This is a genomic window from Actinoplanes sp. NPDC049668 (assembly GCF_044465445.1).
Classification (GTDB): domain Bacteria; phylum Actinomycetota; class Actinomycetes; order Mycobacteriales; family Micromonosporaceae; genus Actinoplanes.
The window spans coordinates 162,897-188,118 of record NZ_JBITLR010000001.1 but is presented as its reverse complement, the minus strand read 5'-3'; the positions used below and the strand labels follow the sequence as shown (position 1 = coordinate 188,118).

General features: G+C 70.9%; 21 protein-coding genes. 13 read left to right on the top strand and 8 right to left on the bottom strand.

Annotation, left to right across the window (positions count from 1 at the left end; genetic code table 11):
* Positions 1–117: 117 nt before the first annotated feature.
* Complete coding sequence (locus ACIBSW_RS00920) at positions 118–1,737, top strand: hypothetical protein (RefSeq protein WP_354723654.1); 1,620 nt, start codon at positions 118–120, stop codon at positions 1,735–1,737.
* A gap of 18 nt (positions 1,738–1,755) precedes the next feature.
* Here the strand turns inward: ACIBSW_RS00920 and lexA are convergent, their stop codons facing one another.
* Positions 1,756–2,553 (bottom strand): transcriptional repressor LexA, encoded by a 798-nt coding sequence (lexA, locus tag ACIBSW_RS00915; protein WP_404799184.1) that lies wholly within the window; start codon positions 2,551–2,553, stop codon positions 1,756–1,758.
* Positions 2,554–2,822: 269 nt separating this feature from the next.
* On the opposite strand from lexA, the gene ACIBSW_RS00910 reads away from it, so the two are divergent.
* The 3 genes from ACIBSW_RS00910 to ACIBSW_RS00900 all read left to right on the top strand — a co-directional run bounded on the left by ACIBSW_RS00910 (position 2,823) and on the right by ACIBSW_RS00900 (position 6,818).
* A complete protein-coding gene (locus ACIBSW_RS00910) occupies positions 2,823–3,050 on the top strand; it encodes a hypothetical protein (RefSeq protein WP_354723656.1) in 228 nt (75 codons plus the stop codon).
* Between the two features lie 323 nt (positions 3,051–3,373).
* Positions 3,374–3,943, top strand: a complete 570-nt coding sequence (nrdR, locus tag ACIBSW_RS00905; RefSeq protein ID WP_354723658.1) for a transcriptional regulator NrdR — start codon at positions 3,374–3,376, stop codon at positions 3,941–3,943.
* Positions 3,933–6,818, top strand: coding sequence for a vitamin B12-dependent ribonucleotide reductase (locus ACIBSW_RS00900; RefSeq protein WP_354723660.1), 2,886 nt, complete (start codon positions 3,933–3,935; stop codon positions 6,816–6,818). Before nrdR ends, ACIBSW_RS00900 begins: the two co-directional genes overlap by 11 nt.
* A gap of 461 nt (positions 6,819–7,279) precedes the next feature.
* Here the strand turns inward: ACIBSW_RS00900 and ACIBSW_RS00895 are convergent, their stop codons facing one another.
* Positions 7,280–7,771: a hypothetical protein gene (locus ACIBSW_RS00895; protein WP_354723662.1), complete on the bottom strand. Its 492-nt coding sequence runs from the start codon at positions 7,769–7,771 to the stop codon at positions 7,280–7,282.
* Positions 7,772–7,867: 96 nt separating this feature from the next.
* Between ACIBSW_RS00895 and ACIBSW_RS00890 the strand changes: the two genes are divergently transcribed.
* Positions 7,868–11,407, top strand: a complete 3,540-nt coding sequence (locus ACIBSW_RS00890; RefSeq protein ID WP_354723664.1) for a hypothetical protein — start codon at positions 7,868–7,870, stop codon at positions 11,405–11,407.
* Here ACIBSW_RS00890 and ACIBSW_RS00885 read toward each other — a convergent pair.
* On the bottom strand, positions 11,404–11,997 hold the full coding sequence (locus tag ACIBSW_RS00885) for a DNA-binding response regulator (protein ID WP_354723666.1): 594 nt from the start codon (positions 11,995–11,997) through the stop codon (positions 11,404–11,406). The two genes, ACIBSW_RS00890 and ACIBSW_RS00885, sit on opposite strands and share 4 nt — an antisense overlap.
* A gap of 190 nt (positions 11,998–12,187) precedes the next feature.
* On the opposite strand from ACIBSW_RS00885, the gene ACIBSW_RS00880 reads away from it, so the two are divergent.
* On the top strand, positions 12,188–12,493 hold the full coding sequence (locus tag ACIBSW_RS00880; protein ID WP_354723668.1) for a hypothetical protein: 306 nt from the start codon (positions 12,188–12,190) through the stop codon (positions 12,491–12,493).
* Positions 12,494–12,683: 190 nt separating this feature from the next.
* On the top strand, positions 12,684–13,625 hold the full coding sequence (locus tag ACIBSW_RS00875; protein ID WP_354723670.1) for a hypothetical protein: 942 nt from the start codon (positions 12,684–12,686) through the stop codon (positions 13,623–13,625).
* A gap of 510 nt (positions 13,626–14,135) precedes the next feature.
* Here ACIBSW_RS00875 and ACIBSW_RS00870 read toward each other — a convergent pair.
* Positions 14,136–14,699 carry a TIGR03086 family metal-binding protein gene (locus tag ACIBSW_RS00870; protein WP_354723672.1) on the bottom strand — a complete coding sequence of 188 codons (564 nt, stop codon included), beginning with the start codon at positions 14,697–14,699 and terminating at the stop codon, positions 14,136–14,138.
* 64 nt (positions 14,700–14,763) lie between these two features.
* Between ACIBSW_RS00870 and ACIBSW_RS00865 the strand changes: the two genes are divergently transcribed.
* Both ACIBSW_RS00865 and ACIBSW_RS00860 read left to right on the top strand, forming a co-directional pair.
* Positions 14,764–15,519, top strand: coding sequence for a helix-turn-helix domain-containing protein (locus ACIBSW_RS00865; protein WP_354723674.1), 756 nt, complete (start codon positions 14,764–14,766; stop codon positions 15,517–15,519).
* A 62-nt stretch (positions 15,520–15,581) separates the two neighbouring features.
* Positions 15,582–16,796, top strand: coding sequence for an MFS transporter (locus ACIBSW_RS00860; RefSeq protein ID WP_354723676.1), 1,215 nt, complete (start codon positions 15,582–15,584; stop codon positions 16,794–16,796).
* 10 nt (positions 16,797–16,806) lie between these two features.
* Here ACIBSW_RS00860 and ACIBSW_RS00855 read toward each other — a convergent pair whose 3' ends face one another.
* Together ACIBSW_RS00855 and ACIBSW_RS00850 are read right to left on the bottom strand one after the other, a co-directional pair.
* On the bottom strand, positions 16,807–17,721 hold the full coding sequence (locus ACIBSW_RS00855) for an alpha/beta hydrolase (protein WP_354723678.1): 915 nt from the start codon (positions 17,719–17,721) through the stop codon (positions 16,807–16,809).
* A 295-nt stretch (positions 17,722–18,016) separates the two neighbouring features.
* The gene (locus tag ACIBSW_RS00850) at positions 18,017–18,508 is read right to left on the bottom strand and encodes a hypothetical protein (protein ID WP_354723680.1); all 492 of its coding nucleotides are present in this window, start codon (positions 18,506–18,508) and stop codon (positions 18,017–18,019) included.
* 17 nt (positions 18,509–18,525) lie between these two features.
* On the opposite strand from ACIBSW_RS00850, the gene ACIBSW_RS00845 reads away from it, so the two are divergent.
* Positions 18,526–18,759: a DUF5522 domain-containing protein gene (locus ACIBSW_RS00845; RefSeq protein WP_354723682.1), complete on the top strand. Its 234-nt coding sequence runs from the start codon at positions 18,526–18,528 to the stop codon at positions 18,757–18,759.
* A 63-nt stretch (positions 18,760–18,822) separates the two neighbouring features.
* A complete protein-coding gene (locus ACIBSW_RS00840; RefSeq protein WP_354723683.1) occupies positions 18,823–19,377 on the top strand; it encodes a hypothetical protein in 555 nt (184 codons plus the stop codon).
* A gap of 163 nt (positions 19,378–19,540) precedes the next feature.
* Here the strand turns inward: ACIBSW_RS00840 and ACIBSW_RS00835 are convergent, their stop codons facing one another.
* A complete protein-coding gene (locus tag ACIBSW_RS00835) occupies positions 19,541–20,242 on the bottom strand; it encodes a metal-dependent transcriptional regulator (protein WP_354723693.1) in 702 nt (233 codons plus the stop codon).
* Between the two features lie 166 nt (positions 20,243–20,408).
* On the opposite strand from ACIBSW_RS00835, the gene ACIBSW_RS00830 reads away from it, so the two are divergent.
* Both ACIBSW_RS00830 and ACIBSW_RS00825 read left to right on the top strand, forming a co-directional pair.
* Complete coding sequence (locus ACIBSW_RS00830) at positions 20,409–21,590, top strand: acetoin utilization protein AcuC (RefSeq protein ID WP_354723695.1); 1,182 nt, start codon at positions 20,409–20,411, stop codon at positions 21,588–21,590.
* Between the two features lie 12 nt (positions 21,591–21,602).
* Positions 21,603–24,149 carry a GNAT family N-acetyltransferase gene (locus tag ACIBSW_RS00825; RefSeq protein WP_354723685.1) on the top strand — a complete coding sequence of 849 codons (2,547 nt, stop codon included), beginning with the start codon at positions 21,603–21,605 and terminating at the stop codon, positions 24,147–24,149.
* Positions 24,150–24,515: 366 nt separating this feature from the next.
* On the opposite strand, the gene ACIBSW_RS00820 is transcribed toward ACIBSW_RS00825, so the two are convergent.
* Complete coding sequence (locus ACIBSW_RS00820; protein WP_354723687.1) at positions 24,516–24,869, bottom strand: YrdB family protein; 354 nt, start codon at positions 24,867–24,869, stop codon at positions 24,516–24,518.
* Positions 24,870–25,222: the final 353 nt, after the last annotated feature.

Here is a 25,222-nt window from a genome sequence, read left to right as displayed (position 1 = left end):
CCCCAGCATGGTGATCCACGCGAAACACGGTTACGAGACGCCGCATGCGACACTGATCGGATGCGGCGTCTCGTGTTCCCGGTCATCCTTGCCTCCGGGCTTGTGATGTTGGGGGCCGTGCCCGCCTCAGCCGAACCCGCCCCCGCGGCGGACACGGCGAAGGCAGCGGCCGGCAAGAAGCTTTGTAAGGTCACCGACTCGGTCCTGCCCGAGCTCTCCGGGATGGTCGCCGTCAAGAACGGCTACGCGGTCGTCAACGACAGCGCGGACCAGGAGAGCCAGAAGAAGGTCTTCTTCCTCGACGACGAGTGCGAGATCAAGAAGCGCGTCGACTACAGCGGCAACGGGCCCCTCGACACCGAGGACATGGCGCTGTCGCCGGACGGCAAGACGATCTGGATCGCCGACATCGGCGACAACAACGTCCGGGACAACCCCGACGACCCGCGCTCGACCGTCGGCCTCTGGAGCATGCCGGCCGACGGCTCCAAGAAGCCCAAGCTGCACCGCCTGGCGTACCCGCAGGGCGACAGCCACGACGCCGAGGCGCTGCTCCTCAACGGCGACGGCACGCCGATCATCGTGACCAAGGAGACGGTCGGCAAGCCGGCCGGCATCTACGTGCCGACGGCGGCGCTGAAGGCGAACAACGAGGAGGGCGTGCCGCTCAGGAAGGTCGGCGAGGTCTCGCTGCCGCGCTCGGAGACGCCGGGCAACCCGCTCGCCCGCCTCGCGCAGGGCATCGTCACCGGCGGCGCCGTCGCGCCGGGCGGGACGAAGGTGGTGCTCCGCACCTACCTCGACGCCTTCGAGTGGGACGTGTCGAACGGCGACGTGCTGGCGGCCCTGAAGAACAAGCCCCGCCAGACCGGCCTGCCCAACGAGCCGTTCGGCGAGGCGATCACCTACAGCACCGACGGCAAGCAGTTCTACACGGTCTCCGACGTCGGCTCGTCGGCGGACGCCGAGGCCGCCAACTACATCCTGAGCTACACCCCGGCGACGAAGGTCCTCGAGGCGAAGGCGGGCGGCGACGAGGACGGCGCGGCGAGCGGCGGCTCCTGGTACGCGGATCTGAGCCTGTCCGACATCACCTACCTGGTGGGCGGCGTCGGCGTGCTCGGCGCGATCCTGGTCGGCGCGGGCATCTTCGGCATCATGCGGGCCCGCAAGAAGGCACCGCCGGAGCCGGCCGCCGGCAAGAGCGTCGACCCGAACGCACCCAAGCCGATCGACGCCCGGACCGAGCTGCTGTCGGTCGGCGGACCGGCCGAGCGCCCCGGCGTCTACGGCGGCAACCGCGCACCGGCCGGTGCGCCGTCCGGCCCGGTGTACGGAGCCAAGCCGTCGGTGCCGCAGTCGGGCGGCGTCTACGGCGGCGGCCGCCCGCCGCAGGGCCAGCCCCCGGCCCGACCCGGCCCGCAGCCGGCCGGCCGCCCGGGCCAGGGCGGCGGTCGCCCCGCCGGCCCGCCGCCGGTGCAGCCCGGTCGTCCAGGAGGTGCCCAGCCCGGTCGCCCCGGCGGTGCCCAGCCCGGCCGTGGCGGCCAGCAGGGTCGCCCGGGTCAGGGCGGCGGTGGCCGTCCCGGCGGTGGCGTCTACGGCGCTCCGCCCGCCCCGCCGCCGCCGATGGGCCGCCCGCCCGCCGGTGGGTCGCAGCGCCCGTCCGGATTCACCGGCCCGCAGGGCGGCAACCGGCAGCCGGGGCGCCCCGACGGCCGTCCCCCTTACGGAGTCTGATCCGCCTGCGCCGGGTCGTCAGACCCGGCGCAGTACGGCAACCACGCGGCCCATGATCGTGGCGTCGTCGCCCGGGATCGGGTCGAAGGCCGGGTTGGCCGGCATCAGCCACACGTGCCCGTCCCGCTGCCGGTAGCTCTTGACGGTCGCCTCGCCGTCGATCATCGCCGCCACTATCTCGCCGACGTTGGCCGTCGGCTGCTGGCGGACCACCACCCAGTCGCCGTTGCAGATCGCCGCGTCGATCATCGAGTCGCCCTTGACCTCGAGCATGAAGACGTCGCCCTCGCCGACCAGCTCGCGCGGCAGCGGGAAGAACTCCTCCACCGCCTGCTCGGCCAGGATCGGCCCGCCGGCGGCGATCCGGCCGAGCAGTGGCACGTAGGCCGGGGTCGGCCGGGCCGAGCGCAGCGCCTCGTCGTCGACCAGCTCGCTGGGCGCCCGCACGTCGACCGCGCGCGGCCGGTTCGGGTCACGCCGCAGGAAGCCCTTCTTCTCCAGCTCCTTGAGCTGGTAGGCCACGCTCGACGGCGACACGAGGCCGACCGCCTCGCCGATCTCGCGCACGCTCGGCGGGTAGCCGTAGCGCTCCACCCAGTCCCGGATGAACTCGAGGATCCGGCGCTGGCGGGCGGTCAGGTCGGCGGTGACCAGGTCGGGGAACTGGCTGACCACCGGCGTCACGGCGCGCAGCTGGGGCGCCTCGCCGCCGCGGGCCCGGGACGGCGTGCGGCGGCGGATGGCCGCCTTGGTGTTGGCGGGCTCGGGCTGCAGATCCTTCTGGTGTTGCCGGCTCGTCCGGTCGTCGGTCGACACGTCCGCCCTCCCTGTCGGCCAGTGCCTCGTCGGCACGTGGTGCGCTCGCGGAGCCGGGCAGTCGCCGTGGGGATGGACTTGTGCCCGGCTGACCCCTCTTGACCGAGAACGGTAACTGCGCGGTACGACATATTCAAACATCTGTACGACTTTCTCTCGGCGTGTCGCCCGAAAGTGCTCGACTTCCGTACGCCTGTTCTGATACACCGTCGTACGGGCGTTCGATAGAACGCATGTCCGAGAGACGTATGCGAGGAGAGGAATATGCCGTGGTGACCACTGGTGTGCGCCGGCAGCCGGCCCCGTTGCGGCTGACCCGGCGGGGACGCGTCGTCGTGCTGACCTTCTTCATCCTGCTCGGATCTCTCGCGAGCGCCGTGTTGTGGACCACTGCCTCCCGGGCCGACGATCCGCCCGCCGGCCCGGCGCCTAGCGTCGTCGTCCAGCCGCACGACATCCACGCCGATGAGACTCTGATCCTTCCGCGTGGGCGCTGAAACACATTGTTGATCAAGACGTTTCGGTGCTGCCCGTGACCGGCGCGGTACCGGTCGTGTTGAGGTAGAAAATACGGCGCGCCGACGCGCCGGTGAACTTGCATCGACGTCTGCGGCGGCATAACGTCAACCCCAACATCTAGTAGTTACAAGGGTGTAAGTCATCCACAGGTTGGGGTCAGGCAGCCCCGCAAACCACGGGTTCGTGCACAGCCACGAGGCGGGATCCACCGCCGCGGGGCTGTCGTTCGGCGTGCCCGTGAGGCGCCCTGCCGTCCCGTTCCCTGCCCGGGTGGCCGGACCCGGTGACAGGGGGAGTTTCGGTGCGGTGTCCGTACTGCCGGCACGCCGACTCGCGGGTGGTCGACTCGCGTGAGGCTGACGACGGCCAGTTGATCCGTCGCCGGCGGTCGTGCCCCGAATGCGGTAAGCGGTTCACCACGGTCGAGGAGGCCGTGCTGGCGATCGTGAAGCGCAACGGCGTCACCGAGCCCTTCAGTCGGACCAAGATCATGAGTGGCGTTCGCAAGGCCTGTCAGGGCCGACCGGTCGACGAGGACTCGATCGCGCTGCTCGCGCAGCGGGTCGAGGAGACCATCCGGGCCAAGGGCGCGGCGGAGGTGCCGAGCCACGACGTGGGCCTCGCGATCCTCACGCCGCTGCGCGAGCTGGACCAGGTGGCCTACCTCCGCTTCGCGAGCGTCTACAAGTCCTTCGACTCGCTGGACGAGTTCGAACGTGAGATCACCGAGCTGCGTGAGGCGGCCATCGCCGGCGAGGCGGCCGAGCGGCACCTGGTCGCCGCACGGCCCGGCAACCGGCCGCCGAAGACCAGCGCTCAGGAAAAGCTTGATGCAGGAAGCAATCGAGGGGGAGCACCAAATGGCCGGTGACGGCATGACAGCAGGCAGGCAGCGCAATCGCGCGAGCAACGGGGGCGCCACGGCCGGGGGGCTGCGGATCGAGCGGGTCTGGACGACCGAGGGCGTCCACCCGTACGACGAGGTCGAGTGGGAGCGCCGCGACGTCGTCATGACGAACTGGCGGGACGGCTCGATCAACTTCGAGCAGCGCGGCGTCGAGTACCCCGCCGCGTGGAGCGTCAACGCCGCCAACATCGTCACCACGAAGTACTTCCGGGGTGCGGTCGGCACGCCGGAGCGCGAGTGGTCGCTCAAGCAGCTCATCGACCGGGTCGTGCAGACCTACCGCAAGGCGGGCGAGGACCACGGTTACTTCGCCAACCCGGGCGACGCCGAGCTCTTCGACCACGAGCTGACCTGGATGCTGCTGCACCAGGTGTTCAGCTTCAACTCGCCGGTCTGGTTCAACGTCGGCACCGCGTCGCCGCAGCAGGTCAGCGCGTGCTTCATCCTGTCCGTCGACGACTCGATGGACTCCATCCTGGACTGGTACAAGGAGGAGGGGCTGATCTTCAAGGGCGGCTCCGGCTCCGGGGTCAACCTCTCCCGGATCCGCTCCTCCAAGGAGCTGCTCTCCTCCGGCGGCACGGCCAGCGGCCCGGTCAGCTTCATGCGCGGCGCGGACGCCAGCGCCGGCACGATCAAGTCCGGCGGGGCGACCCGCCGCGCGGCCAAGATGGTGATCCTCGACGTCGACCACCCCGACATCGAGGAGTTCGTCACCACCAAGGCCCGAGAGGAGGACAAGATCCGGGCCCTGCGCGACGCCGGGTTCGACATGGACCTCGGCGGCAGCGACATCGTCTCGGTGCAGTACCAGAACGCCAACAACTCGGTGCGGGTCAGCGACGAGTTCATGCGCGCGGTCGAGGAGGGCGGCACGTTCGACCTCCGCGGCCGGATGAACGGCGAGACGATCGAGACCATCGACGCCAAGCGCCTGTTCACCGAGATCGCCAAGGCCGCGTGGGAGTGCGCCGACCCCGGCCTGCAGTACGACGACACGATCAACGACTGGCACACCAACCCGGAGACCGGCCGCATCACCGCGTCCAACCCGTGCTCGGAGTACATGTCGCTGGACGACTCGTCCTGCAACCTCGCCTCGCTCAACCTGATGAAGTTCCTGAAGGCCGACGGCGGCTTCGAGGTCGAGAAGTTCGTCAAGAGCGTCGAGTTCGTCATCACCGCGATGGACATCTCGATCTGCTTCGCCGACTTCCCGACCAAGCGGATCGGCGAGACCACGCGCGCCTACCGCCAGCTCGGCATCGGGTACGCGAACCTCGGCGCGCTGCTGATGGCCTCCGGCCTGCCGTACGACTCCGACGGCGGCCGCGGCCTGGCCGCCGCCATCACCTCGCTGATGACCGGTGTGGCCTACCGCCGCTCCGCCGAGGTGGCCGGCGTCGTCGGCGCGTACGACGGCTACGCCCGCAACGCCGACGCGCACAAGCGGGTCATGCGCAAGCACGCCTCGGCGAACGACGAGATCCGCCCGTCCGGCGCCGTCGCCACCGCGGTGGTGCGCGAGGCCACCAAGCAGTGGCAGCAGGGCAACAAGATCGGCGAGAAGAACGGCTGGCGCAACGCGCAGGCCTCCGTGCTCGCGCCGACCGGCACCATCGGCCTGATGATGGACTGCGACACCACCGGCGTCGAGCCCGACCTGGCCCTGGTCAAGTTCAAGAAGCTCGTCGGCGGCGGCTCGATGCAGATCGTCAACCAGACGGTCCCGCGCGCCCTGCGCAGCCTCGGCTACCCCGAGGAGCAGGTCGAGGCGATCGTCGAGCACATCGCCGACCACGGCATCGTCGTCGACGCGCCCGGCCTCAAGCCGGAGCACTACCCGGTCTTCGACTGCGCCATGGGCGAGCGGTCCATCGCCCCGATGGGCCACGTGCGGATGATGGCGGCCGTGCAGCCGTTCATCTCGGGCGCGATCTCCAAGACGATCAACATGCCGGAGTCGGCGACCGTCGAGGACATCGAGAACGTGCACTACCAGGGCTGGAAGCTCGGCCTCAAGGCCCTCGCCATCTACCGCGACAACTGCAAGGTCGGCCAGCCGCTCTCGGCGGCCAAGCCGAAGGTGGCCGCCGCCGCGGCACCCGTCGCCGCGGTCGAGCCGGTCGTCGAGAAGGTCATCGAGTACCGCCCGGTCCGCAAGCGCCTGCCGAAGAAGCGCCCGTCGGAGACGGTCTCCTTCTCGGTCGGCGGCGCCGAGGGCTACCTGACCGCGTCGTCCTACCCGGACGACGGCCTCGGCGAGGTCTTCCTGAAGATGTCGAAGCAGGGCTCGACCCTGGCCGGCGTCATGGACGCGTTCTCGGTGGCGATCTCGATCGGCCTCCAGTACGGCGTGCCGCTGGAGACCTACGTCAGCAAGTTCACCAACATGCGCTTCGAGCCGGCCGGCATGACCGACGACCCGGACATCCGCATGGCGGCGTCGGTGATGGACTACATCTTCCGCCGCCTCGCGCTGGACTTCCTGCCGTACGACACCCGCGCCGAGCTGGGCATCTTCACCGCCAAGGAGCGCGCGGCGCAGATCCAGGCCGAGGCGGCGGCCGAGGCCGCCGGCATCGACCTGGCCGGCATGGCGGCCTCCGCCCCGGTGTCCGCCCCGGTCGGCGCGGCCTCCGCCCCGGCGGCCTCGACCCCCACGGCCGAAATCGAGAAGGGCACCCCGCCGTCGATCGGCTCCTCGACCGAGTTGCTGGAGGCCGTCCTGGGCACCTCGGCCGACGCGCCGCTCTGCTTCACCTGCGGCACGAAGATGCGCCCGGCCGGAAGCTGCTACGTCTGCGAGGGCTGCGGCTCCACCTCAGGCTGCAGCTGAAACCTTCCGCCATTGCGTGAGACGTAACATAGCTCGCGACTCATGTGAGCAGTGAAACAGCAGGCAAAGGGCGGTCCCGGAGTCATCCGGGACCGCCCTTTGCGTGTCGTATTAGGGGGTGATGGACGTCCATCAGCCCAGTTGCATAATGATGCGTCTAATGCAACGTATTGGTTGGAGGCAACTGCGGCTGCGAACGAACCTGGTGCTGCGCGAGTGTTGCTCCCGGCCAACGTGCGGCACCTCGACGAGCCGGCGGCAGATCTTCGCAGCGATGCCGGTTCCTTCCATTCAGACAGATAGGCGCACAGGCGAGCGGCGCGACCACCGAAGCCCGAAGCCAGGCGGGTCGGTGACGAACACGAACGATGTTGCCAGCTGCGCGATGAGTGCACCGCCAGCGGGTTGTCCCTATCTAAAGTTCGGCAAATGAAGGTAGTTGGCCGCAAATGCGTCCAGGTTCATGCCGCCACCGCCGTCAATACAATGCCCGTGATGAGCACCAGGACCGGAAGGGCGAACCAGAACCGCTGGGTGCTGCCGGTGAGGGCACGGCTCCACCGGTAGAGCCGACTGGCCTCGTGTGAGCGGTCCGACTCCTCGAGCAGATCCTCAATGTCGGGTTCCGAGCCGGTGAGGAACTCGGCGTCGAGGGCGTCTCGCAGACGCATGGCACGGCGCCGGTTGCGCTCGTGCAGCTCGGTGTAGGACGCGGCAAACCCGAGACCGAGCAGGCCGACACACACCACCCCGAGGCACAGCACGAGGTCCGGCGGCCGCACGTGCCCGTCGGCCGCGATCGCCGCGATCAGCAAGGACGCGACGACGATCATGAAGTTGACGACGTTGGAGCGCAGCGTCTCGGCATGCCGGGAGTGCAGGCGCAGATCCGCGTACATCCCCCAGAGGAGGTCCCTTCTGGCCTTGGCAGTGTCGGACAGCTGATCAGACATTGTGCTCCTTCGATGGGATTGGGCCTTCAGCCTATTCAGTTGATCGCGCTCAGCACATAAGTTGACGACAGTGCGTCAGCGAGGCCGGGGGTGAGCATGTGGGGCGAACTCGTCGAACCGGAGCGGTGGAAAGAAGGCCTCGACGAGGACGGTCAGGCATGTGTCGATGAACTCGCGCGGGCTCTCCGAGGCCAGTCCTACAACCTGGTCTTCAAGGAGTGGTTCGGCTCTGGGCGCAGCGGAAGTCCGGTCGCCCGCGTTCAGCGTCGGAAGAGGCGCGGCCATGACGATCAAGTTGTTCTGAAGTTCTGCGCGTCGGCGGATCGCGCTGACCGGCTGGCCGAGGGGTGGGACGACCGAGACTCGTTCTGCCGGGAACATCTGGCGGCGACAGAGGAGCCGCCGCTACCGCTCGCGGGCGGCAGGCTGATCGTGTTCATGCATGTCGCCGGCGACAAGCTCTCCCGGTACCAGGCGTTGGCGAAGTTGCGAGAGGACCGGGACTTTCATCAGCGGTGCGGTGCCGTCGTCCGTTCGGTGATCGCCGACTGGAACCAAGCAGGCATCAAGTTGGAAAGCAGGACCGTCAGACAGGTCGTCGAGGCCATCGTCGACCGGCGCGCGCAAGACGTGCGTGCGTGGACGCCATCGAGACCTCTGAGCGACGACCCGAGGTCGTTTCTGCGTGGGGAACACGCCGAACTGGTCTTGGACGTGCAAATCGGTAAGGCCCACGGGGATCTAAGCGCTCGTAACATTCTGCTGCAGGCTAATCCGGAGCCTGCCACCGATTTCTGGCTGATCGACTACGACCACTTCGCCGGAGACGTGCCGCTGGCCAACGATCCGATGCACCTGCTCGTGGCGTTGGCGCTGGACAATTTTGCGGAGGTGCGCAACCGCAGGCGCGAATGCATCGATGCCATGGTGAACCCCTACGGTCCGCACTCCCGACGGATCAGCGAATTTCATGACATCAGCCTTGCGATCTACGACGCTGTCGGCTCCGGCCTCTCAGTAGGCAGCGGCCTGGGCGATTCGTGGGAACCACAGTGCCTGGTCGGCCTCATCGGAGCGGCCCTCGTCCATCTGGGACGCAAGCTCCATCTCGAAGCCAGCTCCCTGGTCAGGGCGCAGGAACTCGAGCAGGAGGCGAAACAATGGTGCTTCGAGCTGGCGGCCGCCGCAGCCGCGCGCCTTCTTTCCGAGTACGGTAACGCGCTAAGCCCGGCCCGTCCCGCCGATGCGGGCCCTTCCTCGCAGCAGGCAGAGGCTCCCGGTGATCAGAGCCCGGGCCAGTCCGGTGACCCGGGCGTCACCACTGCCGATCTGCTCGGGCGTGAGGAACAGCACCGGAGGCTGCGGACTCGTCTGGCCGTCGGCCCGTTCGGCATGGTCGTGGTCCGGGGCCGCCCCGGGATGGGCAAGACGAAGTTGCTCGACGTGACGCTTCGGGCGCTGCAGAACGGCGACGTTGACGAGCGCAGCGTGCACATCCGAAAGTATCTGGCGTCGCGGCACCGACGGCTCGACGTGCGCACCCTGATCGACCTGATCGGCGGCGAGCCGTTACCGGGCAGGCCGGCTGTGGGCAGGTCGTCGCTGGTGCGGCTCGAGGCCGTGCTGGATGACCTCGGCGGCCCACCAGTGGTCGTGGCGGTCGACTCCGCGGAGAGTCTGCTGGATCCGCGCAGCCGGGTGTTGGTCGACCGGGACCTCGACGAGGCGTTCGCGATGCTCAGCGATGAGCCGGATCGCCGGGTCTCGATCGTGCTCGCGACGCAGCAGGATCCGGTCTCGCCGTCCGGCTCCGGGTGGCCGGAAGTCGACGAACCGATCGTGGTGGGCCGAGTCGGGCTGCTGCAGTTCCTCGCCTTCCTACGCACCCGGGACTACAACGGGATGCTCGAACTCGACGCGCTACCGGATGACCAGAAGCGGAAGCTGTGGCAGCGTTTGCAGGGCAACCCACGCCTGGGTGAGCTGGTCTGCGCGATCGTCTGCGGCAGCGCGGTCGACCTGCAGTCCGTCGTCGATGGATTGCCGCGCGACGTCGAGGATGCGGTGGCGTCGCACATCACCGGACTTCTGATCGAAACGGTCGACGAATGGCGGCGCGACGTCCTGCATGCGGTCGCGGCGTTCGACACCGCCGTGCCGTCCTCCGCGATCGCGGACCTGCTGGCCGGCACGTGGTCACTTGATCAGGTGACGCGGGCGGTGAAGTCTCTGCAGAAAGGGCAGGTTCTGCGCAGGGCCAGCGGTGGCGACGTCTTCCTGCCACCCGCTGATGCCGGGATCATCCTCTCGCGCCTACCGGTCTCCGAAGGGCGAAGACTGCGGGTTCGGGCGGCGAACACGCTTTACGGCCTTCGTGTGTCCGCACCGCGGACCGTGGAGGACCTCAGGATCCCGTTCGCGGAAGTCGAGGCGCTGATTGGTGGGAGCGAGCCCGCCGCGGCACACAGCGTAATTAATGAGATCGACAAGGTGCTGCGGGTCTGGAACTGCAGCTATCTACTGCTGCAACAGCGCCTGGCGGTCCGCGACGAGCTAGAGCATCCCGAGGACCGGCTGTCCAACGAGAACGCCATCGCGAGCATCTACTACGCCAGCGGCCAGCTCGAGAAAGCCGACGAGGTATACGGTTGCGCTCTGAAACTAGCCCACCAAGACGGCAGGGCCTCCGACGCAGTCGCACTCCACAACAACCTCGGCCTGCTGAATCTCGCCGCGAACCGGACGGGACGCGCCGGGACAGAGTTCGCCTACGCCCGCCAGGAGGCGCTCGCGGCGGGTGATCAGGCAGGGCACGCCGGGGCGCTTGAGGGCCTGGCGTACTGCTGCCGCCGGCACGGCGACTACGAGGGTGCCGTCGCCCAGGCCCGGGCGGCGTTGGACCTGCCCGGGATCGCCGACGACCGACGGCTCACGATCATCTTGCGGCTGGTGCGCTGGTTCGCCGAGCTTGCTGACCTGGACGCCGCCCGGACATGGCTGGCCTCGGCCATGCAGATGGCCACCGAGCGCAACGAGTACGCGCTGATCGCCGCCTGCCTCGAGAGCGAAGCCGATTTGCTGCTGGGCGCCAACCTCAAGCGCGGATCCGTCGACGAGGCGGTGCGTCTCGCCCACGAGGCGGTCGACCTCGCACTGCGGTTGGAAAACGCGTCCGTCCTGCGCCGGGCCCGCACGACGTTGTGCGTTGCGCATCTGCAGCGGGGCGACTTCCGGGAGGCGGCGCGGCAGATCAGGCGGGCCTACCACTACCGCAGGCCACAGCAACCGCTGGCCGTGCTGGCCTTACTGGCGCTGGCCACCCGGCTCACCGAACCCGATGCCGCCCCGGCGTGGTTCGACCGGCTGCTCACTACGGCCACCGAACGCTTGAAGGACGATCCCCAGAATTTCTCCACACGAGACTTCGAGGCCTTCGCGCGCTGCGGCCGTCTGCTCGGGCGCCGCGACACCCTCGACGCGGCGATCGAAGCCATCAGTGGCAGCGATCAGGTGCGAGTCCATGCCAGGGCCCGTGGGCTGACGGATCGACTGCAGTTCTTGCTGAGGACCCTCGATGCGACAGGCACGCCGGCCGGGCAGCTGGCACCAGTCATCGCCCGGCTTGGCGACGGCTAAAGCCAGCCCCATTCCCGGGCCCGCATGATCGCCTCCACCCGGCTGCCGGCTCCCATCTGCCGGTACAGCGCCCGTAGCAGGCGGAACATCGCCCGCTCCGAATAGCCGCTCTGCGCGGCGAGTTGGGCAACCGTTCTGCCTGCGGCGAGCTCGCGAAGCCACACCGCGCCGGCCGTCGGCACAGGTGTTGTGTCGGCGGTCGAGCCCAGCACAGCGGTCATCAACACCGCTGGCATCACCGACTGCCCGTCGATGGTGGCCTCGACGGTTCGCCGCAGCAACGGCGCGGCCGCGTCACGCGGCAGCACCGAGCGGGCGCCGCTACGGATCGCCCTGGTACCCAGTACCGCCGGGACGCCTTCGATCAGGCCGATAACAGCCGGTGGTCCAGGCACCTCACCCAGGCGAGTGAGCAGACGCCAGTCTGCTTCTCGGGCCAGGGTCAGCAGTACCAGGGCGGAACTGTGCCGCGAGGCCCACGCCACCGGCTCGTCAGGCGTGTCGACCGCATGGCCGTCGGCAGACAGGATCGCCGTGACGCCGTGCCGAAACATCGGCAACGGGTCGACGACCGCGACGCGGACGGCCACCGCAGGGGAGTCCTCTCTGCCGGCGGATCTCGCTCTGGACCAGGATCATGCCGCACCGGCCCCTGCCGCGACGGGTGCGGCGGGGTGCCGCCAGAAGACGGCAGGAGCCTGCCAGGGGATCGGTCGTGGACCGGCGCCAGCGCCGTTTCCTAGCGTTGTGAGTATCGGACGGCACGAGGCGGAGGTGCTCATGGCCTACTTCGGCGACCCGTTTCTCCCTCAGCCCCACCCGATCGCGCCGGCGTCACTGTCGGAGCTTGCCGCCGGTATGACGGCACCACCCACCGTCGAAGCCGAAGATCTGGTACGGCGAATCACCGCCCAGTATCCGCAGTGGGATCCGTCGCGGATCAGCGCCACGATTCGGGCCGAGACCAATCGGCACGACATCACCATCCCGCAGATCGCCTGGGTCATGCTGAAGGTACGCGAGAGAAGCCCGACGTATGGGAACGAGGATGCTCCGCAGCGTGCGGCGGACTTGCCGTACGAGTGACTGTTGGTCTTCGGCCGGCTGCCGCTCTGGTGGGCCGGTAGGCCCGATAGTCGTCGGCAATCGGGGCGCTGATGCGCTGCTCGAGGTCGTCGACGGCTTACCCTTAATCATGAGGTCCGATAGGTCACGAGCGCTGTCCACGGCGTTTCCCGCTGGCGTTCGGTTGGGATAACACGCAAGCTGACTGCTTGTGAGCATCGTGATTCCACTTCTGTTCGACACCGGGCGCAAGCTCGGTCTCTGGGTCGCCTTTGATGAACGTGCGTGGCTTCTCGGCGGTGCCGGAGTCCACCGCTTCACCGTCGGCATGCGGATCGACAGCCGCAACACGCTGCCGGTCGGGACGTCTGTCGCGCTCGGTGGGACCGCGTGGCTGGTGACCAGCACATCGCGTGACTACCTCGGGCGTTGGACGACGGAGAAGCCGTTCGCCGTCTACGCCGAGCCGTTCTCCTCGAATCTAGTGCTCGAGATGCGCGACGATCAGCTCGCGCTCATCGAACAGCGACGCGCGGCCGCGGACGGCAGTGTCCGCCTGGACCTCGAGTTCGCCGCAACGCTGACCGGCGGGCTTCCCGCGGACGAACCGTCCCCACCTCGCCGGGGTCGACGAAACAACGCTCTCGCCTCAACGGCTGGTGGATGGCCAGTCGCACATGGCACGCACACCCTCACGTACACCGCCTCGCAGTGGGCCGAGCTGCTAGCCGGTCTCACCGCGCACACCTCTTTGGCCGTCGTGATGCCGGTACCACTGCTGGACCCGAGTGCCCATGAGGTCGCCAAGCTGCTGCGCGATGCGGTCAAGCTGATCACTGACGGGCAACCGGCGAAGGCCGTCGTCGACGCGCGCCGCGCCATCGAGGTGGCTGACACTGTCTTTGGCGACCTCCAGGCCAACAATGCCGCCATGAAGGCGATCACTGACATCGCCCCGAACGATCGGACCCAGGACCAGCGTTTCGCTCTACTTCGCCATGCCCTGTTCTCGCTGGCGAGTCCTCCGGCGCACGGAGACGCGAAGGCCAACCAGTTTGTTTGGAGCCGGGAGGCGGCCGTCGCCGTGATCAGCTCCGTTGCTGCCCTCGCCGCAGTGCGCTCGGACGCTTCTAGCGCCACCAAACAGCCTTAAGGCAATTCGGTCGATGTCGTCCCGACGCAGTTCCCCGTGCCTGCACGAGAGTCGATCGGCGCGGCCCTCGTGCTCGGCACCGACGAATCTGCATGAGGGGCGGACCGTCCCCTGACACCAGTTGTCCTGCCCGGCGTGCATCGATCCGAGCATGTCTAGCTGAGGACCACTCTCGGTCTCCTCAGGCACCGGGATACGGCCCGAGGAGTACAGGGCGTCCTCCAACCGACCGGCGGTGTCCAGGTCGTCTTCGGCGCGGGCTGCGGTGTGAGCCTGACGCAGCAGATCGGTGAGCGTGCGGCCGCCGCGATAGGGACTGCGGTTTCCCATGTGCCGCTGCGCGTCCTCGACGAGGTTGCGGACGTGGTCGGAAAGGCCGTACTCGACGATCTTCTCCAGCAGCAGGCGCAGGGTGAAGTCGGAGCGGACGCGCAAGCGAGGTCCGGGCATGCCGGGGAGCGTCGCACGGGGGTACGACACGACCTTCTGGGTACCGGAGGCAACGGCCGTTCAGCCGGCCGGGTCGGTCCAGGCGGGATCGCGGCCGGTCAGGCCGAGCATCCGGTCCAGCGTCGGGGCCGTCGGCGGCACCGGCACCTCCTCGCCGTACGCCTTCATCTCGCGCCCGAGCCCGGCTGTCGCCGCCACCTCGTCGTGCAGGAAGTCCAGCAGCCCGGGATCCCAGCTCACGTCCTGGCCGGTGGCACGGGCCAGGTCCCACCCGTGCACCACGTACTCGACGAGGACCATCCCGCCGATCATCCGCGCGGGTATCTCGTGTGGCCCGCCCATCGTGGCCGTGCCCTCCCAGGCCGACGGCGCCGACCAGGCCGCGACGAGCTGCTCGATCTGGCGTTCCAGCCGCACCCGCGGATCGCCGTCCGGCGACATCTCGCCGTCCGAGTTGCGGCTGGCCTGGGCGAGCGCCGGCCCCCAGTGCAGCAGGTGCTCGATCAGGCCGCCGACGTCGAATTCGTCGCACGGCGTCCGCGCGCCGAACTGCTCGGGCCGGATGGCGCGGACGACGGCCGCTGTCGGCGGCGCCGTGAGGGCGATGAGTTCGTGTTCCCGCATGCCCACCGAGGGTAGGCGTCCGCCGCCGGGCCGTCTTGAAGGAACGCGACGCTAGGCTTCGGTGATGGTCAGGGACGCGCGCGAGCTGCGCGGCGCGTGGGCCGCCTTCCAGCATCACGGGTACGCCGACCCGCCGCCCGACCTCGCCGCCTTCGTATCCCGGTACTGGTTCGCCGAGTGGGATTTGCGCGGCCAGGAGCCGTACCGGCAGAAGATCGTGCCCTATCCGTGCGTGTACCTGACGTTCCTGGACGGCGCCGCGATCGTGCGCGGCCCGGAGCGCGGGCACGTCGTCCGCGTCCTCGAGGGCCGCGGCCGGGTGTTCGGCGTGACCTTCCGCCCCGGCTGCTTCCGGCCGTTCCTCGGCGCGCCGGTCTCGACCATCACCGGCCGTTCGCTGCCCGCCGCCGAGGTGTTCGGGCCGGACCTGCCGCGGGGCGCGGCCGAGGAGGTGGACGCCTTCCTGCGTGCCGTCCGGCCGGCGGCCGATCCGCTGGCCGAGCGGGCCGCCGCCGTGGTGGCCCTGGCGCAGGCCGAGCCGCGGCTCACCCGCGTCGACGAGCTCGCCGACCGGGCCGGCCTGGGCGTGCGCCGGCTGCAGCGGCTCTTCGCCGACTACGTCGGGCTCGGTCCGAAGTGGGTGATCCGCCGCTACCGCCTGCACGAGGTCGGCGAGCGGCTCGCCGCGGGCGCGGACGTCGACTGGGCCCGGCTGGCCGGCGAGCTCGGCTACGCCGACCAGGCGCACTTCACCCGCGACTTCACCGCGATGTTCGGCGAGCCGCCGACCGTGTACGCCCAGCGCTACCCGGAGCGGTAGGGAGCCGCGCGTCACTGTTCGGCAGGGTTACGGTTCGACACTTTAACGGTTAAGTTTCGAATGTGACCGATGCCGACCTGGACCGCCCCCGCCTCGAGGCCGCCAAGGTCGCCGTCGGGATCACTTTCGCCATCAACGGCCTCGGGTTCGCCGGCTGGTTCGCGAGGGTGCCCGCGGTCCGCGAGGACCTGGGACTGAGCTCGGCCGGGCTCGGCCTGCTGCTGCTCTGCCTCTCCGGCGCGGCCATCGCGGCGATCCCGCTGGCCGGGCCGCTGGTGCAGCGCCTCGGCCCGGCCCGCGCGGTCCTGCTCGGCAGCATGGCCGTGGTGCTGGGCCTGCTCGGCCTGGCGGGCGGAACCCTGCTCGGCTCGGTGCCACTGGCGGGCGTGGGCCTGATGCTGCTCGGCGTCGGCAACAGCACCTGGGACGTGGCGATGAACGTCGAGGGCGCGGACGTCGAGCGTCGCCTCGGCCGTACCCTCATGCCCCGTTTTCATGCCGGCTTCAGCATCGGCACCGTGGCCGGCGCGGGCGTCAGCGCCGCCGCCGCGGCGACCGGCGTCGCGTTGTCGACGCAGCTCTTCCTCATGGCGGCACTGGCCGCGATCGTGATGGTCCTGACGGTCCGCCGCTTCCTGCCGCACACCCCGGCGACGGCGGAGCAGCGCACGGCCGGCCGCGTCCGTGACGCCTGGCGCGAGCCACGCACCCTGCTGATCGGCGTGATCATGCTGGGCTTCGGCTTCACGGAGGGCGCGGCGAACGACTGGCTGGCGATCGGTCTGGTCGACGGCTACCACGCTACGGAGACGGTCGGCGCCATCGGCTTCGGCTTCTTCGTGGTGGCGATGACCCTGGGCCGCCTCTTCGGCGGCTCTGCGATCGAGCGCTGGGGCCGCGTGACGGTGCTGCGCGCCACTGCCGTGTCGGCGCTGCTCGGCCTGCTGCTGGCGGTCTCCGGCATCGGCGTGCCGGTGGTGCTGGTCGGCGCGCTGCTGTGGGGCGCCGGCGCCTCGCTGGGCTTCCCGATCGGCATGAGCGCGGCGGCGGACGACCCGCTCCGCGCCGCGATCCGGGTGTCGGTGGCGGGCTCGATCGGCTACGCCGCCTTCCTGGCCGGCCCGCCGCTGATCGGCCTACTGGCGGAGCACTTCGGGGTGCTGCGGGCGCTGCTGGTGGTGCTGGTCGCGATCGGCCTCGGGCTGGCCGCCTCGGGCGCGGCCCGGCCGCTCCCGGTCGGCCGTGCCGCACGGGACGAGCCGGTCGCCACGCCCTGATCCGCCGCGGTCAGTGGCCTCCGGTGAGGAAGTCGCCGATCAGCGACGCCAGGAGCTCCGGCTGCTCGACCACCATGGCGTGCGAGGCGTCCTCGAGCTGCAGGTATCGCATCCGCGGATTCGTCTTCGCGCCGGCCTCGGCCTGATCGAGCAGGAAGCGCCGGTGCGCCGCGTACAGGTCCGCGAACGGCTCCTGCTCCGGCAGGTTCCGGGTCGCGAGCACGGCGAGCGTGTTCGTCGGCGTCGTGGCATAGACCGGCCCAAGATCAAGATCGTTCATCAGCGTACGCAGCTCGCCCGCGGTCCCGGCGGACGGCCGCATGGTCGTCTCGCCGTCCCGGTGCGCCAGGTTGCGCCGGAAGCCCTCGATCCACACCTTCTCGTTGGCGCCCATGTCCCGGGCCGCCATCTGCTGCCGCTCGACCAGGTCGGGCAGCTCCTCGGCCGGAATCGTGCGCCCCATCCCGGCGTGCAGCGTGTCGAAGACCGTGTGCAGCCGGGCCAGCTCGGCCGCCGCGACCGCCGGCTCGAGCCCGGGCAGCTGCCCGGGCACGCTGGGCGGCGGGCTGCCGTCGAGGCTGACCACCCCGGGCGACTCCGGGTGCCGCTGCCCCCAGAGCGCGGCGAGCATCCCGCCGAGCGAATGCCCGACCACCGCAGGCCGGATCAATTCCATCTGTACGGTCACCGCGGCGATGTCTCCGAGCGCGGCGTCCCAGGTCCAGGCGCCGTCGCCGGAGCGCCCGTGCCCGCGCAGGTCCATGGTGATGACCCGGTGCCGTGGCCGCAGCGCCCGGGCCAGCGTCGTCATCGTGGCGAGGTTCCCGCCGGCGCCGTGCAGCAGCAACAGCGGAGGCTGCTCGCCCCCGAAGTCCCGGACGGCGATGGGCAGCTCGCCGGCATCGACCAGTCGATCGTTGATCACAGCATCTCTCCAAGCGATTGCGCCGACGGGGTCGGTCGCGTGTTTTCGAGCGGTTGCGCCGACGGGGTCGGTCGCGTGTTTTCAAGTGGTTGCGCCGACGGGGTCGGTCGCGTGTTTTCAAGTGGTTGCGCCGACGGGGTCGGTCGCGTGTTTTCAAGTGGTTGCGCCGACGGGGTCGGTCGCGTGTCTTCATGCGGTGGCGCCGACGGGATCGGTTGCATCCCTTCAAGCGGTGGCGCCGACGGGGTCGGTCGCGTCTCGCTGAGCGGTAGGGCCGACTGGGTCGGCTGGCGGTTCATTCGGGTCGTTCGCGGAGGCGGTCGCGGATCGCCGAGGACGGCACGCCGCCGTCCGGGTGGCGGGGCAGCCGGCCGCGCCGGACCAGGTCGTGCACGCCCTGCCGGGTGATGCCGAGCATCGCGCCGGCGGTCGCGTACGAGACCGACTCGGCGGCCGGATGGCCGACCCGGCGGGCGACCACCGCGCCGAGCGGGGTCCGCCACCACTGCACCGGCGGGTCGAAGGCCCGGTCGTCGGGGTAGAGCATGGCGATCAGCCGGATCGCCGCTCCGGCCGCCGCGGTGTCGTCGCCGCCGACCATCTGGTCGGCCCACCCGCCGGCGCGGATCCGGACCAGCCGGCGCAGCGCCTCGACCGCGTCGTCGCCCTCCAGCAGGACCTCGAGCGGGTCCAGCAGGCGGATGTCGAGAAGCCGGACGATCTGCTCGACCAGTTCGCTCTTCGTCGGCACCAGATCATCGTCGCCCCGCTTGACGTTGACTGTCAAGTCGCTAGGCTCCGGTCGTGGATCAGCCGGCGCCGCGCGCTCTCACCGAGCCGCATCCGAGTCGTCTCTCCCCGGATCACCCGCGCCGCGCCGAGATCCTTGCCGCCCATGCCGCCGCGCTCGCCGCGGGCCAGGCCGGCTACCTCGATCCGGAGACCGGGCTGTTCGTGCTCACGGCCGGATTCCTGGCCGCCCGCGGCACCTGCTGTAGTCGTGGCTGTCGTCACTGTCCGTACGTCGATGGTGTCTGAGTCGGACTTTCGCCGCGGCCCCCGCGCGAAGTACGGTGTGCCCCGAATTATCTGGAGGAACTCGTGGGTTCGCGTCTCTACGCCCTCGGCGCCGCCGTGGCGCTGCTCGCCGTTGCGGGCTGCTCTGACAACCGGAGCGAGGCGGGCGGGCTGCCTCCCGTCCAGATCGTGGAGCAGCCGGCCGCTTCGGCCGGCGGAGCCTGCATCCTCTGGGACTACGCGTTCATCGAGGAGAAGATCGGCGTACGGTTCAGCGTCGCCGCCGCCGACCAGGTCGACGACACCTCGACCTGCGTGGTGCAGACGGAGCGTGAGGAGTGGCCCTACCTCGCACTCTCCGTCGTCGAGAGCATCAAGGCGGACGCGGGCATGTTCACCGCGGAGAACACCCCGGCGAAGGCCACGAAGCTCAAGGGCCTCGGCAAGTCCGGCTACCGACTCGTCTCCAAGGCGTCCGGCGGCCACGGCCCGACGGTGGAGATCGGCTGGCTCAGCGAGGCCGCCCAGCTTCAGACGCTGCGCTACACCTTCGCCAAGGGCGCCGACGACGACGAGGTCGCCAAGATGTCGCCGAAGCTGCTCGCCCTCGCCAAGGCCATGGACACCACCAAGGGCTGACCCGCACGCCCGCGCCGGCGGGCGCCAGCACGCAACGGCTGACCTGTGTGCCCGCGCTGGCGGGCAACGGCTAATTTGTCTGCCCGCGCCGGTGGGCACGGCTGACCTGTGTGCCCGCGTTGGCGGGCAACGGTTGACCTGCGTGCCCGTGCCGGCGGCGGCGTCAGCGTGCGTCGACGAACACCCGGGACGCGACCTCGCGCGGTAGGCGGATCTTGTCGCCGGAGCGGTCGATCGTCACGCCGTCGCGCTCCTGCGCCACGGTGACGGTCGCGCCCGGGTCGATGCCCGCCGCGTGCAGCTGCCGCAGCACGCCCGCGTTGGTCTGCACGCTCTCGCAGATCCGCCGGACGACCACGCTGCCGCTCAGGCCGGGGAACGCGAGGTTGCGCTCACCCGCATTGATCACAGTGGAGCTGGTGTGCGCCGGCTCGTCGCTCGGGAGTCCGAGCACCTCGAGCCCGGGAATCGGATTGCCGTACGGCGACCGGGTCGGCCGGTTCAGCAGCTCGTAGACCTTGCGCTCGACCGAGTCGCTCATCACGTGCTCCCACCGGCAGGCCTCCTCGTGCGCCTCCTCGTAGGGCATGCCGATGACGTTGACCAGCAGCAGCTCGGCGAGCCGGTGCTTGCGCATCACCGCGACGGCGGCCACCCGGCCCTCCTCGGTGAGCAGCAGGTGCCGGTCGTTCTCGACCGTGAGCAGGCCGTCGCGCTCCATCCGGGCGACGGTCTGGCTGACGGTGGGGCCACTCTGGTGCAGGCGCTCGGCGATCCTCGCGCGCAGGGGCGGAACGCCCTCCTCCTCGAGCTCGAGGATCGTGCGCAGGTACATCTCGGTGGTGTCGACGAGATCATTCACAATGCGGCCCTCCCAGCAGCGATATTACCTCGCAGCCGGGGGTTGACTTCGCGCCGACGAGGTGGGTCAAGTGACCTTACCGGACCCGGGTAACCGCCGTCCGGTAGGTGCGAGGGGCGAGACCGGCACCCGGCCGAAAATGTCGGCCCGCCATGGCAGCATGACCGTCATGGCGGAGTCGACGGCGGTGGTGTGGGACAAGGCCCTGCTCTCCTACGACATGGGAGATCACCCGATGAATCCCGTGCGCGTCGAGCTGACCATGGCGCTGGCCCGTGAGCTCGGCGTTCTCGATCGGCCCGGCGTGCGCGTGGTGGTGCCGGAGCCGGCCGGCGACGAGGCGCTCACCCGGGTGCACCGGGCCGACTACCTGGAGGCGGTCCGGCACGCGCCGGACGACCCGTTCTTCCGCGGCTGGGGCCTCAACACCCCGGACAATCCCGTCTTCGACGGCATGCACGAGGCGAGCGCGCGGATCTGCGGCGCCACGCTGGCCGCCGCCGAGGCGGTCTGGAGCGGCGCCGCCACCCGCGCCGTCAACGTGTCGGGTGGGCTGCATCACGCGATGGCGGCCCGCGCCTCCGGCTTCTGCGTCTACAACGACCCGGCGGTCGCGATCGCGCGCCTGCTCGACCTCGGCGCGCAGCGGGTGGCCTATGTCGACATCGACGTCCACCACGGCGACGGCGTGCAGGCCGCGTTCTACGACGACCCCCGGGTGCTGACCGTCAGCCTGCACGAGTCGCCGCTCGCGCTCTTCCCCGGCACGGGCTTCCCCGAGGAGTGCGGCGGCGCCGGGGCCGAGGGCAGCTCGGTCAACGTCGCGCTGCCGCCCGGCACCGGCGACGCCGGCTGGCTGCGCGCGTTCCGGGCGGTCGTGCCGTCGGTGCTGCGCGCGTTCTCGCCGCAGATCGTCGTCAGCCAGTGCGGCGCCGACGCCCATCGCCTCGACCCCCTGGCCGACCTCCGGCTCTCCGTCGACGGCCAGCGCGCCGCATACATCGCGCTGCGCGGGCTCGCCGACGAGCTCTGCGACGGCCGCTGGGTGGCGACCGGCGGCGGCGGATATGCGCTGGTCGAGGTCGTGCCCCGGGCCTGGACCCACCTGCTGGCGGTGGCCACCGGCGCGCCGCTGGATCCCCGCACGCCGACGCCGCCGGCCTGGCGCAAGCTCGCCGCCGAGCGCCGCCCCGGCACCGACATCCCGGCCACCCTGACCGACGGCATCGAGCCGCCGGTCGAGCGCTGGGAGCCGGGCACCACGGCGGACCCGGTCGACAAGGCCATCATGGCGACCCGGATGGCGGTCTTCCCGCTGCACGGGCTGGACCCGCATGATGCCCGGGACTGAGAGGGGACCGCGGTGACCAGAGAGGCGGACGTGCTGCTCTCCGACGGCAGCGCCGTGCAGCTGCGCCCGATATACCCCGACGACGCGCCGGCCATCGTGGAGCTCCACTCGCGGATGAGCGACCGCACCCGCTACCTGCGCTACTTCTCGCCCTACCCGCGCATCCCGGAGCGCGATCTCGCCCGCTTCGTCAACGTCGACCACCGCGACCGCGAGGCCTTCGTCATCGTCAGCGGCTCTCGCATCATGGGCGTCGGCCGCTATGAGCGCCTCGGCCCCGATTCACCCGAGGCCGAGGTCGCCTTCGTCGTCGAGGACGCGCACCAGGGGCGCGGCATCGGTTCGGTGCTGCTCGAGCACCTCGCCGACGCGGCGCAGGAGCACGGCATCACCCGCTTCGTCGCCGAGGTCCTGCCGCAGAACGCCGGGATGCTCCGCGTCTTCAGCGACTTCGGCTACCAGATCCAGCGCAAGTACGCCGACGGCGTCGTGCACCTCGAGTTCCCGATCGCCCCGACGGAGAAGTCCCGGGAGGTGCAGGAGAGCCGCGAGCACCGGACCGAGGCGAAGTCCATCTCCCGCCTGCTGCACCCGCGCGCCGTCGCCGTCTACGGCGCGAGCGCCAGCGGCCAGGGCATCGGCGCGGCGATGCTGGGCCACCTGCGCGACGGCGGCTACACCGGCGCCATCTTCCCGGTGCACCGCAGCGCGGACCGGGTGGCCGGCCTGCCGGCACACCGCTCGGCGGCCACGGCCGGCGCCCCCGTCGACCTGGCGATCATCGCCGTCCCGCCGGAGGGCGTCGCCGACGCGGTGGCCGACGCCGCGGCGGCGGGCGCGGGCGGTCTCGTCGTCGTCTCCGCCGGCTACGCCGAGGCGGGCGCCGAGGGCGCGCTCGCCCAGCGCGCGCTGATCGACGCGGCCCACGCGGCCGGCCTGCGCGTGGTCGGCCCGAACTGCCTGGGCATCGCCAACACCGACCCCGCCGTGCGGCTGAACGCCACACTCGCGCCGAGGCTGCCGGCGGCGGGCCGGGTGGGCTTCTTCAGCCAGTCCGGCGCGCTCGGCGTCGCCCTGCTGGCCGAGGCGGACCGCCGCGGCCTCGGCCTGTCCAGCTTCGTGTCGGCGGGCAACCGCGCGGACGTCTCGGGCAACGACCTCCTGCAGTACTGGCAGGACGACCCCGGCACCGACGCGGTCCTGCTCTACCTCGAGACGTTCGGCAACCCGCGCAAGTTCGCCCGGCTCGCCCGGCGGATGAGCCGGGTCAAGCCCGTCGTCGCGGTCGCCTCGGCGAGCCGCCCGGCCGGGCTCGCCGGCGACCTGCCCGGCCCCGACACCAGGGCGGTGACGGCCCTGTTCGCCCGCTCCGGCGTCATCCGCGTCGACACCGTCGCCGAGCTCTTCGACGTGGGCCTGCTGCTGGCGCACCAGCCGCTGCCGGCCGGCCGCCGGGTGGCCGTCGTCGGAAACTCGTCGGCGCTGTCCGGCCTGGCCGTCGCCGCCTGCCACGCCACCGGCCTGACCGTCGCCGAGGGCTACCCGCGCGACATCAGCCCCCAGGCGGGCGCGCACGACTTCGGCGACGCGCTGGCCGACGCCGCCGTCGACGACCGCGTCGACGCCCTGGTCGTGGTCTTCGCCCCGCCCCTGCCCGGCCAGCTCCCGGACGAGGACGCCGACTTCGCCGCGGCGCTGGGCAGCGTGGCGCTCGCGGGGGAGAAGCCGACCGTGGCGACGTTCCTGCTGGGCCGGCTCCCGCCCGGCGTCCCGGCGTACCCGTCGGTGGAGGAGGCCGTCCGGGCGCTCGCCCGCGTCGTCGGCTACGCGGACTGGCTGCGCCACCCACCGGGCGTGCTCCCACCTCTGTCCGGCGTGGACCCGTCGGCGCACGAGCTGGAGGGCCCGCCGTCCGAACTGCTCGCGGCCTACGGCATCCACGTCCAGCCGTCGAGCTCCGCCGCGACCATCGAGGAGGCGCTGGCCGCCGCCGCCGAACTCGGCTACCCCGTGGCCCTGAAGGCGGCCGGCGGCGCCCTACGACACCGCCTCGACCTCGGCGCGGTCCGCCTGGCCCTCGCCGCCGAGGACGACGTGCGCGCCGCACACCAGGAACTCGTCGCCGCCTTCGGCCCGAACCTGCTGGTCCAGTCGATGGCCCCGCCCGGCGTGGCCTGCACGATCGAGGTCGTCGAGGACCCGGCGTTCGGCCCGGTCATCGGCTTCGGCCTCAGCGGCGTCGCCAGCGAACTCCTCGGCGACCTCGCCTGGCGCGCCGCCCCCCTCACCGACCGCGCCGCCGCGGCCCTGGTCGACGAGCCCCGCGCGGCCCCACTACTGCACGGCTACCGCGGCTCGGAACCGGTCGACCGCGAGGCCCTGATCGACCTCCTGCTCCGCGTGGGCCGCCTCGCCGACGAGCACCCCCACGTCCGCGCCCTCTCCCTGAACCCGGTCCTGTCCCGCCCCGACGGCCTCACAATCCTGCACGCCTCGATCGAGATGGGCGGCGCAGGCACCCGCCCAGACACCGGCCCCCGCCGCCTCCAATCCACCTGACCAGCCTGGCCCGGCCCACGGTGAGGCCCAAACCACGGCCTGCCTCCGACCCACTCGACCCTGGCACCGGCTCGGCTCGGCTCGGCTCGGTCTGGGGCTGGTCCGAGTCCCGGACCACGGTGAGGCCCAAGCCACGGCCTGCCTCCGACCCACTCGACCCTGGCACCGGCTCGGCTCGGCTCGGTCTGGGGCTGGTCCGAGTCCCGGACCACGGTGAGGCCCAAGCCACGGCCTGCCTCCGATCCGCTCGGCCCTGGCGCCGGCCCGGCTCGGTCTGGTCCGGGGTCCCGGACCACTCAAGGTCACCAGAACCCGCGAATGGCCGCGCTCAGCCATGGACCGGGTCGCTGCGGGCAGGGGGTCTGGTCAGACTGCGGGCTGGCCGCCCGTGGTGGTGCCCAGCAGATGCAGGGCTAGGCGATTAAGCGCGGCCAGGACCGCCAGCAGTGCCGCGAGTACCGGGTGTCCGGTCACCGCGAGGGTGACCGTGGCCCCGCCGAAGACGACCCACTCGGGCACGAGCCGGATCGGGTCCGGGATCGGCTTGCGCGCCTTGGGCGCCACCCACTGTGCCCAGATGAGGGCGGCGGCGAGCGGTAGCGCGATCGCCAGCAGCAGCCGCACCCAGACCGGACCCGGCACATGCCAGCCGCCATAGGCCAGGGCGGCGAGGGCGCACACCTCGAGCACGAACCGCAGCAGCAGGTTGGCGGCTCTCATCTCACCTCCCGGAGCCGATCACGCCGGCGAACGCACCGGCCCGGCACGGACGGGGCCGGTGGCGCGCCGTTTGGTCCCTCCGGGCGGTACCCCGGCATCATCCGAATCTTGGCGCAGTCGACATGGGACCAGCAAGTGAAGCCGGACCGTGATGTGACGACCGAGCCATGCCACAACGGCCGGGCTGTGCGGAGGCGACCAGGTCATGCTGCGGGCGCCCGAGCCATGCGATGGCGACTGGGCCGCCCCGCGGCGGCGGGGTCGTGCGGTGGCGGTCGGGCCTTGGGGTGGCGGTCGGCGGTGCGGCGGCGGGGTCGTGCGGCGGTGGCGAGGCCCTACGGCGGCGACGGGGC